The sequence below is a fragment of the Lysobacter tyrosinilyticus genome (assembly GCF_054779815.1).
This window is the reverse complement of the sequence record NZ_BAAGXN010000001.1, coordinates 710,445-722,889: the sequence shown is the minus strand read 5'-3', so window position 1 is coordinate 722,889 and position 12,445 is coordinate 710,445. Positions and strand designations below refer to the sequence as shown.

Below are 12,445 nucleotides of genomic sequence, written 5' to 3'. Positions count from 1 at the left end.
AAGACGCACCACGACGACTTCAGCGTGCATGCACCGGTCGATGCGCCTGCACTGCCATCACCACACCCAGGCCGGCGAGTAGCGAGACCGCCGACGTGCCGCCGTAGCTGAGCAACGGCATCGGCACACCGACCACGGGCAGCAGGCCCGCGATCATGCCGCCGTTGACGATGACGTACACGCAGAACGCCAGACCCAGCGCGCCGGCGACCAGGCGCGAATAGCCATCGCGCGCGCCAGCCGCGATCCACAGACAGCGACCGATCACGAACAGATACAGCGACAGCACCAGCAGCACGCCGAGCCAGCCGAATTCTTCGCTCAATACGGCGAAGATGAAGTCGGTGGTGTGCTCGGGAATGTAGTTGAGGTGCGACTGGCTGCCCTCGCCCCAGCCCTTGCCGGTGAAGCCGCCCGCGCCGATCGCGATCTTGGACTGGATGATGTTCCAGCCGGTGCCGAGCGGGTCGGATTCGGGGTTGAGGAAGGTGAGGATGCGGTCCTTCTGGTACTGCCGCAGCAGGAAGAACCACGCCATCGGTGCGATCGCGCCGATTGCGCCGAACGCCGCGCCGAACCACCACCACGGCAAGCCCGCGAGATACAGGACGAAAGCGCCGCTGATCCCGACCAGCATCGCGGTGCCGAAGTCGGGTTGCAGCAGGATCAGGCCGGTCGGCGCACCGATGATCACCGCCGCCATCAGCACGACGTTGAAGCGCGGCGGCAGCGGGCGGCGGTTGAGATACCACGCCACCATCATCGGCAGGCTCAGCTTGAGCACTTCCGCGGGCTGGAAATAGAACACGCCCAGGTTGATCCAAAGGTTGCCGTGCTTGCCCTGCCCGATCACCAGCACGATCAGCAGCGGAATCAGCGAGACCGCGTAGATCAGCGGCGTCCAGTTGCGCAGCTGCGTCGTGGGCAGGCGCGAGAGCGCCCACATCGCGCCCAGGCCCATCACGAACCGCGAGCCCTGTCGCAGTACCAGGCCCATCGATGCATCGCCCGCGCTGTACAGCACGACCAGGCCGATCGTCATCAGCGCGAGCAGCGCGCCGAGCAGCGGCAGGTCCAGCGTGCGGGTGAAACGCAGCAGCAGGTCGAACAGCCAGCGCAGGATCAGTTTCATCGCGTGGGCTCCGGTGATTGCGGCGCCGGTGGCGTCTGCGGCGACGTATCGGTTTGCTTCTGCGGCTGCGTCGGCGGTTGCTGTTGCGGTTGCTTTTCCCTTCTCCCTTCGGGAGAAGGTGCCCGCAGGGCGGATGAGGGTTCGGCGGAGCGCTGCTGTTGCAGATTGCCCGGCGGATTCGGCGCCTGCGCTGTCGCGGGGGCAATTGCGGCCCCCGTCGTCGGCGACATGTCCGCTTGCGCCGTACCCTCATCCCCAACCCTTCTCCCGGAGGGAGAAGGGAGCAAGGGCGTCGCCGCCGCCTGCAACGGCACCACCGCGGGCGGCGGCGCACGCCCCGGCATCAGCACCCCACCCTGCGGCGAACGCGTCACGCCCGCGGCCGGTTGCGGCATCTTGCCCAGCAGCCAGGCATCGAACACCTTGCGCGCGATCGGACCGGCGGACGATGCGCCGAAGCCACCATGCTCGACCGACACCGCGATCGCGATGGTCGGGTTGTCCGCCGGGGCATAACCGACGAACAGCGCCTGATGGCGCAGGTTGTACGGCAGCGCATGCGGATCGAAGCTGACGTTGCCCTTGCGGCTGATCTTCTGCGCGGTACCGGTCTTGCCCGCCATCAGATAGGGCGCGCCGTTCGCCAGGCCAACGGCGCGGCCGGTGCCGCCCGGGTCGTACATCGTGCCTTCCATGCCGCCCTGCACCGCGCGCAGATGATCGGCGTTGTCGGTGATGCGCACCGGCTGCGGCTGCGGCAACGGGGACCACGGCTGGTCGTAACCGTCGCGGCGATCCTTCGCCAGATGCAGGCGACGCAGGTCGCCGCCATTGGCGATCGCACCGGTGCCACGCACCAGCTGCAGCACGGTGGCGATCCAGTAACCCTGGCCGATGCCGGCATTCACGGTCTCGCCCGGATACCAGCCTTCCTTCGAACGCTTCGCCTTCCATTCCGGCGACGGCACCACGCCGACATTTTCGCCCCCGAGGTCGATGCCGGTCTTGTCGCCAAAACCATACTTGCGCATGTAGGCATCGAACTTCTCGATGCCCATCTCGTAGGCCAGCTTGTAGTAATAGAAGTTGACCGAATTGGAGATCGACTTGCGCAGATCGGTCCAGCCAGCAGCGCCGTGCGCGTCGCGCCAGCCACGGCGTTGGCCCGGGATGTAGAAGGTGCCGGTCGAGAACACCTTGGATTCGGGCGTGCGCAGGCCGCTGTCGAGGCCGGCCAGGCCAATCAGCGGCTTCACCGTCGAGCCTGGCGGACCGCCGCCGAGCACGTCGCGGTTGAACAAGGGTCGCGACGGGTTGTCCATCAGCGCGCGGTAGTCGTTGTGCGAGATGCCGTTGACGAACAGGTTGGTGTCGTACGCCGGCAGACTCACCATGGCGAGGACTTCGCCGGTGCGCGGATCGATCGCGATGGCCGAGCCGTCCATGTCGCCGAATGCGGTCACCATGGCCTGCTGCAAGTCGAGATCGATGCTCAGACGCAGATCGGCGCCCGGTTGCGCCGGCACGCGGCCTGCCGAATACATCGGCCGCCCATCGACGCTGGTGACGATCTTCTCGTAGCCGACCTTGCCGCGCAGGTCCTTCTCGTAGAAGCGCTCCAATCCGGTCTTGCCGACGTGGCTCAAGGCTGCGTCGCTTTCGCTCATCGTCTTGAGGTCGTTCACATCGACGCGGCCGACGTAACCGATCACATGCGACAACAGCTCGCCGTAGAAGTAACGGCGGTTGAGATACGACTGCAATTCGATGCCCGGGAAACGCCAGCGATCGACGGCGAAACGCGCGGCTTCCTCTTCGGTGAGGCGCAGCTTCAGCGTGACCGGCTTGTAACCACGCGCGACATGGCGATTGGCCTCGTAACTGGCGATGTCCTCAGGCGAGAGCGACACGATCTTCGCGAGCTCCGGCAGCCACTGTTTGCTGTCTCCGGCCTCAAAGGGCGTGACATCGAGACGATAGGCCGGGACGTTGTCGGCGAGGATGCGGCCCTTGCGGTCGTAGATCAGTCCGCGCGCCGGCACCACTGGGCGCAGCTTGATGCGGTTCTCTTCCGAGCGCGTGGCGTATTCGCTGTGCTGCCAAACCTGCAGGCGGAAGTACCACAGCGCCAAGCCGCTCAGCGCGAACAGCACGCCGGCGAAGGCGAGGAAGGCGCGACGACGGAACTGGTCGGCCTCCAGCGCGGCGTTCTTCAGCACGCGGCGGCGCGGACGGAAACTCATCGCCGGCGCCAGCCGCCCATGCGCAAGCCATCGAGCAGCATGAACACCGGGATCCACAACAGCATGCCCAGCAATGGCGACAGCCAGGCATTGCCGCCCAAAGCGGGCTCACCCAAGACCATGCGGATCGCCGCGGTGACGATGCGATCGTTGAGCAGCAGCGCACCGATCGCCAGCGCCTGCTGCGACATCGGGAAGAACCGCAGTCGCGCGCGGAAGCGCTGCAGGATGAAGGTGATCACCACCAACCGCAGCGCCTGCTCACCCAGCAGGCTGCCGACCACCAGGTCCGCGATGACGCCGATCAGGAAAGCGAAACCGAGCCCGACGCGATCGGGGTCTTCCATCACCCAATACGCCATCACTAACGCGAGCCAGTAGGGCCGCAGCGGTTGCAGCAGCGCCGGCATCGGCAACAACGCGAGCAGCAGCGCGACCAGCAGGCTCAGCGGCAGGATCCAGGGCGAACGTGCGCGCATCAGCGTTGCTCCTCGCTGGGCGGCGCGGGCGGCACCGGTTCTTCAGGAGTCGGCCTGGTCGGCGCGGGCTGGGCCGGTGCGGTGACCGGAGTCGCGGCGGGCTTGGCCGACGTGGGTTTGGCACGTGCGGCGTCAGTCGTTGGCTTCTGTGGCTTCGCGCTCGCGGCCGGCGGCACTGTGCTCGTCTGCACAGGCGCCGTGGTTGGGGTCGTCGTGGGGATCGTTCCCGGCGCGACGGGGCCGATGACCGGGCGCGCTGGCAAGGTACGCAGCAGCAATACATCGCGGCCGCGATCCAGCTGGGCCGCCGGCTTCACGTCACCGACCAGGAAGGCGCGACTCTCGTCGGGTCGCAGCGCAGACACTGTGCCCACCGGGAACCCGGCGGCGAAGCGACCACCCAGACCCGAGGTCACCAGCAGGTCGCCCACCTTCACGTCGCTGGACAGCGGCACGCTGGCCAGGGCCAGGCGATCGGCGCGACCGGTGCCGTAGGCGACCAGGCGCACGCCATTGCGCGCGATCGCCACCGGGATCGCGTGATCGGGGTCGGTCAGCAACAGCACCGTGGACTGCTGCGACGCCACTTCGATGATCTGCCCGACCACGCCACCGGCGTCGATCACCATCTGCCCGGTGCGCACGCCATCGCTGCTGCCGGCGCGCAGCACCAGGCGCTGACGCGTGGGATCCAGGTCGATGTCGAGCACCGGCGCCAGCTGCACATCCAGGCTGCCCTGCCCGGAGGCGCCGAGCAGGCCACGCAGGCGCGCGTTGTCGGCATTGACCGTGGCCAGACGGGCCATGCGTGCCCGCGTGACCAGCAACTCGTTGCGCAGGCGGCTGTTCTCGGCGCTCAGCTGGCTCAGGGTGCCGGCATCGGTGGAAACGCTTTCGACCACGCGACCCGGCAAGCCCGCGACCGAACGCATCGGCTGGATCACCACCTGCGCCTGCTGGCGCACGCGACTGAGCCAGCCGCCACGGTGATCGAGCACGATCAGGACGACCGCCAGCGCCAGGTAGGCCAGCAGCCGCAAGGTGTCGGCGATTTCGCCGGAGCGGGCTGCGGAGGGACCGGCGTAGGAAGGCACGTCAGCGGTTCGGGCGAAGGAGGATCGAGGGGAAGCGAGGCGACGAATGCGCCTCGCGGATGCTGCATTGTGCGCAAAGCGCTGGAGCGATGTGTGGCGGCAGTCGAGCTTCCGCGCATCGCTCCGCTACGCACTTCATTCCGGCGCGAAGAACTCGTTGCCGTGCATGTCGACCAGCTCCAGCGCGCGGCCACCGCCGCGTGCCACGCAGGTCAGCGGGTCATCGGCGATCTGCACGTGCAGGCCGGTTTCCTCGCTGATCAGACGGTCAAGGTCGCGCAGCAGCGCGCCGCCACCGGTGAGCACGATGCCGCGCTCGGCGACGTCGGCACACAGTTCCGGCGGGGTCTGCTCCAGCGCCAGGCGGATCGAGGCGACGATGCCGGCGAGCGGCTCGCGCAGGGCCTCGTAGACCTCGTTCGAGTTCAGCTTGACCATCTTCGGCACGCCCTCGGCGAGGTTGCGGCCGGAGACCTCCATCGAGCGCGGGTCCTTCTGCGGGGTCGCGCAGCCGATCTCGAGCTTGATGCGCTCGGCAGTGGTTTCGCCGATCAGGGTGCCGTAGGTGCGGCGGACGTAGCTGATGATCGCTTCGTCGAAGCGGTCGCCGCCGATACGCACCGACTGCGAGTAGACGATGCCGTTCAGGGCGATGACTGCGACTTCGGTGGTGCCGCCGCCGATGTCCACGACCATCGAGCCGCGGGCCTCGGTCACCGGCATGCCGGCGCCGATCGCAGCCGCCATCGGTTCCTCGATCAGGTAGACCTCGCGAGCACCGGCTTCTTCAGCCGATTCCTTGATCGCGCGGCGTTCGACCTGGGTCGAACCGCAGGGCACGCAGACCAGCACACGCGGGCTGGGGCGCAGGAAGCGCGACTTGTGCACCTTGCGGATGAAGTACTTGAGCATTTCCTCGGTGTAGGTGAAGTCGGCGATGACGCCGTCCTTCATCGGGCGGATCGTGTTGATGTGGCCCGGGGTGCGGCCGAGCATCATCTTCGCCTCGCTACCGACCGCCGCCACCGTGCGATTGCCGCCGATCACGCGGTCCTGGCGCACCGCCACCACCGACGGCTCGTTCAGCACGATCCCCTGGCCGCGGACGTAAATAAGGGTATTGGCCGTGCCCAGGTCGATGGACAGGTCATTGGAGAACATGCCGCGAAACTTCTTGAACATCGGGGGATTTGACCGTTTTGGCCGGCTGTCTGCCGACTGGGGGATGGAGGCACAGGGAGCCCGGTAGACTACGCCTAGCCCCTTGTCCAGACAAGGAAATATTGCCCAAAAAGCGCGTGAAAGCTGGCCCGGCCGGGGCCCAACGGCTACCCTACGCGCCGCCCGCCTGTCGGGCGCCCGGGGCACCCCGGGACACCTCTTACCCGCCCCTCACCGGGCACCCGACCAGGAAGATCTTCCCGATGGCAGCCTTGATCTGCGGCTCGCTGGCCTACGACACCATCATGGTGTTCCCGGACCAGTTCAAGAACCACATCCTTCCGGACAAGGTGCACATCCTCAACGTGTCCTTCCTGGTGCCGCGTATGCGCCGCGAGTTCGGCGGCTGCGCCGGCAACATCGCCTACAACCTCAAGCTGCTGGGCGGCGAGCCGATCCCGATGGCGACTGTGGGCCAGGACTTCGGTCCGTACCGCGAATGGTTCAACGAACAGGGCATCACCCTGGATCGTGTGAAGGTGATCGACGAGCTGTTCACGCCGCAGGCCTTCATCACCACCGACCACGACAACAACCAGATCACCGCGTTCCATCCGGGCGCGATGATGCGGTCGTACGAGAACCACGTGAAGGACGTCCCCGGCGTCACCTTCGGCATCGTGAGTCCCGACGGCCGCGAGGGCATGCTGCAGAACGCGAAGGAATTCGCCGAAGCGGGCATCCCCTTCATCTTCGATCCGGGCCAGGCGATGCCGTTGTTCAACGGCGCCGAGCTGCGCGACTTCATCGAGCTGGCCGACTACGTCACGGTCAACGACTACGAGTCCAACCTGCTGCAGGAAAAGACCGGCTGGAGTGAGAAGGACATCGTGCAGCGGGTGAAGGCCTACATCTGCACGCGCGGCCCGCACGGTGCTGAGATCCATACCGCGGAGAAGAAGCTCGACGTGCCGCCGGCGCACGAGCGCCGTGTCACCGACCCGACCGGTTGCGGCGACGCGTTCCGCGCGGGCCTGATCTTCGGCATCGAGAAGGGTTACGACTGGATGACGATCGGCCGCATCGGCAACCTGATGGGTGCACTGAAAGTCGAGCATCCGGGCACGCAGAACCAGCGCTTCGATTACGAAGAATTCGCCGAACAGTTCAAGCAGCAGTTTGGTTACGCGCTTTGATTTGAGTCGCCGGCAAAACCGCGATCGAAGGCCGCCCAAGGGCGGCCTTCTTGTTTGTGTCATCCCTCGCCCCGCGTGCGGGGAGAGGGACAGCGTCGCGCCAGCGACGCAGGGTGAGGGGAAGTGACGCGAACGCTCGAGCAACAGCAAAAGCGCCCCTCATCCGCCCTTCGGGCACCTTCTCCCCGCGATGCGGGGAGAAGGGCGGCGTCACATGGACTTGCTTTCAATGACAGCTGTCAATTGGTGTCTATGCGAAGCAATGCGATCCTAAGCAATCGGCAAATCGCGAGGCCCACCATGCAGGACCTGACCCAAGGCTCCATCTCCAAGCACCTGTTGCGCATGGCGGTACCGATCGCGATCGGCATGCTGTTCCAGACGCTGTACGTGCTGATCGACCTGTACTTCGTCGCGCGCCTCGGCGGCACCGCCGTGGCGGGCGTCAGCGCGGCGAGCAACCTGCAATTCATCATCATGGGCCTGACCCAGGTGCTCGGCGTCGGGACGATGGCGTTGATCGCGCAGGCGGTGGGCCGCAAGGACCGGAGCGATGCCAACCTGGTGTTCAACCAGAGCCTGTTGCTCTCGGCCGGTTGCGCCGCACTGGTACTGATCGGAGGCTACGCGCTCACCGGCGCGTACATGCATACGCTCGGCGCCGACGCCGCCACCACCGCGGCCGGCATCACCTACCTGCATTGGTTCCTGCCGGGGCTGGCGCTGCAGTTCGCGCTGGTGTCGATGGGTTCGGCCTTGCGCGGCACCGGCATCGCCAAACCCACCATGCTGGTGCAGGTGGTCACCGTCGTGCTCAACACCATTCTGGCGCCCGTGCTGATCGCCGGCTGGGGCACCGGCAAGCCCATGGGTGTGGCGGGTGCGGCGCTGGCCAGTTCACTGGCGATCGCGGTTGGCGTGGTGATGATGACGCTGTACTTCGCTCGCCTCGAGCACTACGTCGGTTTCGACACCACGCAGATGCGAGCGCGTTTCGACGTTTGGCGCCGTCTGCTCCGCGTCGGATTGCCCCCCGGTGGCGAGTTCGCGCTGATGTTCATCTACATCGGCGTGATCTATTGGGTGATCCGCCATTTCGGCGCCGATGCGCAGGCCGGATTCGGCATCGGTTCGCGGGTGATGCAGGCGATCTTTCTGCCGGTTATGGCCATCGCGTTCGCGGCCTCGCCGGTGGCGGGCCAGAATGTCGGCGCGGGCCATCCATTGCGCGTGCGCGAAACGTTCCGCGTGGCGATGTGGTTCGGCGGAACGTTCATGCTGGCGCTTACGCTGCTGTGCCAATGGCGCCCGGAACTGCTGGTACGCGGCTTCAGCCACGACGCCGGCGTCATTGCAGTGGCGAGCGAATTCCTTCGCTATATCTCCTGGAACTTCCTGGCCTCTGGCCTGGTGTTTACCTGCTCGGGCATGTTCCAGGCCTTGGGCAACACCCTGCCCGCCTTGTTCGCCACGGCTACCCGCCTGCTGACCTTCGTGGTGCCCGCACTGTGGTTGTCGAGCCGACCGGGGTTCGAGCTGCGTCATCTGTGGCTGCTGTCGATGGCGACGATGGCGCTGCAGGCCATCGTCAGCTTCACACTGCTGCAGCGTGAATTCCGGCGCAAGTTACCTACGCTGGTCGCACGCGCGCCGGTCACTGCGCAACCGGCAGCGGACTGAAATCCAAAAGTGCGAAACGAACAGACCGCCCAAATGGGCGGTCTTTTTCTTGGCGGCGATCTAGGGCGTGTACTTGAATTGGCTGATGATCACTTCGATTGTTTGCCGGGTCGAAGGTGTGCCGAACAGCCACAGATTCATGTGCACCGGCATGGCCGCGTGCCCGATGCGCTTGCTGTAATCGGTCGGTGCGAACGTCCAGTCGGCGATCGGATATCGGTTGTCGTCGAAGTGACCATGCGTGGACTGGTAACGAATGAATGTCGGCTGCCAGTTGAAACGATGGGTGCTGTAGTTGCCGGTAAGTGCGAGCGGAAAGGTATTGCCCGAGGGCCCAAGCGATGCCTGTACCGGCCACGCCGTGTAGTTGAGCTTGTCCGCATTTGCATCGCCCCAACGGGCGAACTCGATATCTATCTCGTTGGTGCCATCGGCGCCGACATCGGAAGTGGGGTAGTTGAACAGGCCGAGCACCACATTGCGATCCAGCAGATCGACGCGGCTCTTCAACTGGAACTGATAGGTCCCGTAAGCAAAGCGCATGTCGCTGACGACTTCGGCCGAACACCACTTGTTGTTTTTCGAACGCGTGATGCGCAGATGCAGGTCGCCGTTCGCATCGATGAAAGCATTGTTCTCGCACCAGGTGTTGGCGCCGGGCCCGCCGATGCCGTTGGGGCGCACCGTCCAGCTGATGCCGGAAAACCACAGCGTCTTTGCTTCGCACGGCGTCGCGGCTGCCATTCCGGCCAGGCCAACCAGCGCGCCGCAGATCCAGCCTTTCAGACGGTCCATCATTCGCTCCCGGTTCGGTGGTCCCTCGTTCGCGATGCGCAGCCGCCTGTCCGCGATTCGTTCGATACCGCGGCCTTGCAGAACGCGCAAAAACAACCGGAGGGGCATGCCCTCCGGATACTGCTACATCATGTGGGCAAGCCACAGTAATTCGGGCTGCGCCAGCTTCTCGAACTCCTCGTACGGCATGCGCACCGCATCGGTGTGCGAGCCGGCGTTGAATGCGATATCCGATTGCTGCGCCAGACGCGAATCGACGTAGACCGGCATGCCGTAAAGATGACCGAATGGCGGCATCGCGCCGATTTCGCAATCGGCGAACGCGTCCTTGAATTCGGTTTCGCTGGCCAGCTCGACCATGCCGCCGCCCAACGCGCGGGACAGGCGGGTGAGATCGACCCGATACGCGGCCGGCATCACCATCATCGCCAGCTTGCCATCGACCTTCAGCATCACCGTCTTGGCAAACTGTTGCTGACGGATGTGCGAAGCGGTCGCCGTCTCATGCGCGGTCACGGTGCGATCGTGCACGAGGGTCTGGTAAGGCGAGTGATGCTCGTCGAGCAGGTTATGCAAGCGTGGGGATAGCATGACTCCCTCCGCGAGGCTTCCGCCCATCGTCCCGTGCGGCGGCGCCGCTGGTGTACGCGGCGCACGCATCCTGCATGGCGCCGACCCGGCGTGGCAGGCCCGAAGCACTGCATTAACGCCGTCGCGGCGAGCTTACTCCGGTTGCCGGGGGCAAACGTGAAGCGGACGTTCTACCTGCTCGCCTCGCCCGCTCGCACCGGCTGCGGCCCGGTGCTCACCACTTCGGCAGGCGCCCCTTGTCCAAGCCACCGACTTCGAACATCGCGGTGCGCTTGCCGCCCATCTTGACCGGGAATTCGATCGTCATCGTTTTCGCGCTGCCGGCCATGCGCCACAGTGCGCCCTCGTCCTCGATGAACATCGCGATCGCCTCGTCGGTTTTCGGACGCGATGCCGCCATCGCCTTGGGTGCCTTGTCGTCGAGCGTGACCTGCACTTTGCAGCCGCCGTAGCAATCGAAGTCGCCATTCTCGAGCACCAGGTAGCTGCTGCGTCCCCATGATGGGTGGTCGCGGAAGATCAGGCGCACCGGGTACGGCGTACCGACGCCGGTATCGACGGCCTTCTTCGAGTACATCGCCGCCGACAGCTGGTTTCCGCCCTTCACCGGGATGCTCTGGTATTCCCACAACCCTGCCATGCGGCGCTGCTCGCGCAGCGCATCGGACTTGCCCCTTGCTTCCTCGTATTGCGCCTTGATGCGTGCACTGACCGGACTGTCCGGATGCATCACCACCAGCTCTTCGCCATGCGCGCGCGCCATGTCCCAGTTGTGCGCGGCGTATTCCTTATCGAACTGCTTGCCCAGCTCCTCCGCCTTCTGCTCCTTCACTGCGGCCTGCGCCGCAGCGGCGGCCTGTTCGGCGGCTTTCTGCTTCTCGGCGGAATCGCAGGCGGACAGCGCCAGTGCGGAGGCCAGGATCAGGGTGAGACGGGAGGGCTTCATTGCAGTGTGGTTCCTGAAGAGTTGATCAGCGCCGTCACCGCGACGGCGACGGCGACGGGGCGTTCGACGATGGACATATGCCCACAGCCCTCGAGCATGACCTTCCGAGCCTGCGGAATGCGCGCAGCGTACAGCGCCAGGGAGCTCGAATCGATCACCGCATCGCGCCGGCACCACAGCAGCAGCGCGGGTTGATGGATATTCGTGGCGACGTCACCGGGCAGGAAGCGCTCTGGGCCGCGGCCAATGCGGTCGAGCACCGACTGCTCGAATGCCGCATCGCCCCGCCGCATCGCAATCAGACCGCGCGAGGCCGGCCACGGCACGTCCGGCTTCTTCGCGGCGTCGTTGAACAGGATGTCGAGGTAGCGCTGTAGACTGGCTTCGTCGTGCACGCCGAACGGATTTTCGCCGGCCAGGACCTGCGCGCCAAAGCGGTTGTCCTGGAAGCGCACGCCGGACGCGGCGATCAAACCGACGGCGGCGACGTCGTGCGGATGTTGCGCCGCCACTACCGCCGCGATCCCGCCGCCCATGGAATGACCGAGCAACACCACCGGCCTGCGCGGCGACAGTGCACGTACGAATGCGTCTACGCGCGCGGCCTGTGCAGCGTAGCCGTAATCGGCACCGGGCTTGCGCTCACTGTCTCCCCAACCGGGCAGGTCGGGAATCAGCAACCGGTACTTGCCACGCAGGCGTTGCGCCAGCGCGTACCAGTTCTGCTTGCTGCCGGTGTAGCCGTGCAGCATCACCAGCGTCGGCGCGTTTGCGGGTGCGTCGTTGTTGTAGGCGTAGGTCCAGCGATGGCCGGCGGTCTCCACCGTGCCTAGCCTCAATCCAGCATCGAGGCGTTGGCGGGTGAATTCGGCGCGGACCAGGACGTAGGGGTCGAGCGCGATTGCGATAAGCGCTAGTGCAACCAATACCAGTGCAGCAATGGCTGCATTGCGCAGAAAAAGCGGACGCGCGGCGCGTGGCACGTGTTATCCGCGAAGCAGCGTGCGTTGCCCCTCGCCCCGCGTGGCGGGGAGAGGGACCGCTTCGCGCAGCGAAGCAGGGTGAGGGGTGTGGGTTCGTGCGGTATCCATGGAGTTCATGCGGTGCCGCTTCGTCCCCTCATCCGCC

Annotated in this window: 10 protein-coding genes and 1 pseudogene; 2 read left to right on the top strand and 9 right to left on the bottom strand. The window is 65.7% G+C overall.

Annotated elements, in window-relative coordinates; genetic code table 11:
* Nucleotides 1–19: 19 nt before the first annotated feature.
* The 5 genes and pseudogenes from rodA to ACYVGK_RS02955 all read right to left on the bottom strand — a co-directional run bounded on the left by rodA (nucleotide 20) and on the right by ACYVGK_RS02955 (nucleotide 6,130).
* Nucleotides 20–1,132, bottom strand: coding sequence for a rod shape-determining protein RodA (gene rodA / locus ACYVGK_RS02975; RefSeq protein ID WP_460731743.1), 1,113 nt, complete (start codon nucleotides 1,130–1,132; stop codon nucleotides 20–22).
* A gap of 389 nt (nucleotides 1,133–1,521) precedes the next feature.
* Nucleotides 1,522–3,375, bottom strand: a pseudogene (mrdA, locus tag ACYVGK_RS02970) (penicillin-binding protein 2); the annotation flags it as partial.
* Nucleotides 3,372–3,857: a rod shape-determining protein MreD gene (gene mreD, locus ACYVGK_RS02965; RefSeq protein ID WP_460732433.1), complete on the bottom strand. Its 486-nt coding sequence runs from the start codon at nucleotides 3,855–3,857 to the stop codon at nucleotides 3,372–3,374. The pseudogene mrdA and the gene mreD, both read right to left, overlap by 4 nt.
* Nucleotides 3,854–4,948, bottom strand: a complete 1,095-nt coding sequence (mreC, locus tag ACYVGK_RS02960; protein WP_460731742.1) for a rod shape-determining protein MreC — start codon at nucleotides 4,946–4,948, stop codon at nucleotides 3,854–3,856. The genes mreD and mreC overlap by 4 nt, the downstream gene beginning before the upstream one ends.
* Nucleotides 4,949–5,083: 135 nt before the next feature.
* Nucleotides 5,084–6,130 (bottom strand): rod shape-determining protein, encoded by a 1,047-nt coding sequence (locus ACYVGK_RS02955; RefSeq protein ID WP_460731741.1) that lies wholly within the window; start codon nucleotides 6,128–6,130, stop codon nucleotides 5,084–5,086.
* A gap of 242 nt (nucleotides 6,131–6,372) precedes the next feature.
* On the opposite strand from ACYVGK_RS02955, the gene ACYVGK_RS02950 reads away from it, so the two are divergent.
* Nucleotides 6,373–7,305, top strand: coding sequence for a carbohydrate kinase family protein (locus tag ACYVGK_RS02950; protein WP_460731740.1), 933 nt, complete (start codon nucleotides 6,373–6,375; stop codon nucleotides 7,303–7,305).
* Nucleotides 7,306–7,605: 300 nt separating this feature from the next.
* The gene (locus ACYVGK_RS02945) at nucleotides 7,606–8,985 is read left to right on the top strand and encodes an MATE family efflux transporter (protein WP_460731739.1); all 1,380 of its coding nucleotides are present in this window, start codon (nucleotides 7,606–7,608) and stop codon (nucleotides 8,983–8,985) included.
* Nucleotides 8,986–9,045: 60 nt separating this feature from the next.
* Here the strand turns inward: ACYVGK_RS02945 and ACYVGK_RS02940 are convergent, their stop codons facing one another.
* From ACYVGK_RS02940 to ACYVGK_RS02925, 4 genes are all read right to left on the bottom strand, one after another.
* Nucleotides 9,046–9,780, bottom strand: a complete 735-nt coding sequence (locus ACYVGK_RS02940) for a glycoside hydrolase family 16 protein (protein WP_460731738.1) — start codon at nucleotides 9,778–9,780, stop codon at nucleotides 9,046–9,048.
* A gap of 123 nt (nucleotides 9,781–9,903) precedes the next feature.
* Nucleotides 9,904–10,371, bottom strand: coding sequence for an aminoacyl-tRNA deacylase (locus ACYVGK_RS02935; protein ID WP_460731737.1), 468 nt, complete (start codon nucleotides 10,369–10,371; stop codon nucleotides 9,904–9,906).
* A 214-nt stretch (nucleotides 10,372–10,585) separates the two neighbouring features.
* Entirely contained in the window at nucleotides 10,586–11,317 is a 732-nt protein-coding gene (locus ACYVGK_RS02930; protein ID WP_460731736.1) for a hypothetical protein, read from the bottom strand.
* Entirely contained in the window at nucleotides 11,314–12,300 is a 987-nt protein-coding gene (locus ACYVGK_RS02925; RefSeq protein WP_460731735.1) for an alpha/beta fold hydrolase, read from the bottom strand. The genes ACYVGK_RS02930 and ACYVGK_RS02925 overlap by 4 nt, the downstream gene beginning before the upstream one ends.
* Nucleotides 12,301–12,445 lie beyond the last annotated feature (145 nt).

Excerpts from the sequence above, each read along its gene's own strand:
- ACYVGK_RS02955 (WP_460731741.1), bottom strand. The coding sequence starts at position 6,130 with ATGTTCAAGAAGTTTCGCGGCATGTTCTCCAATGACCTGTCCATCGAC.
- ACYVGK_RS02945 (WP_460731739.1), top strand. The coding sequence starts at position 7,606 with ATGCAGGACCTGACCCAAGGCTCCATCTCCAAGCACCTGTTGCGCATG.
- ACYVGK_RS02935 (WP_460731737.1), bottom strand. The coding sequence starts at position 10,371 with ATGCTATCCCCACGCTTGCATAACCTGCTCGACGAGCATCACTCGCCT.
- ACYVGK_RS02950 (WP_460731740.1), top strand. The coding sequence starts at position 6,373 with ATGGCAGCCTTGATCTGCGGCTCGCTGGCCTACGACACCATCATGGTG.
- ACYVGK_RS02940 (WP_460731738.1), bottom strand. The coding sequence starts at position 9,780 with ATGGACCGTCTGAAAGGCTGGATCTGCGGCGCGCTGGTTGGCCTGGCC.
- ACYVGK_RS02930 (WP_460731736.1), bottom strand. The coding sequence starts at position 11,317 with ATGAAGCCCTCCCGTCTCACCCTGATCCTGGCCTCCGCACTGGCGCTG.
- rodA (WP_460731743.1), bottom strand. The coding sequence starts at position 1,132 with ATGAAACTGATCCTGCGCTGGCTGTTCGACCTGCTGCTGCGTTTCACC.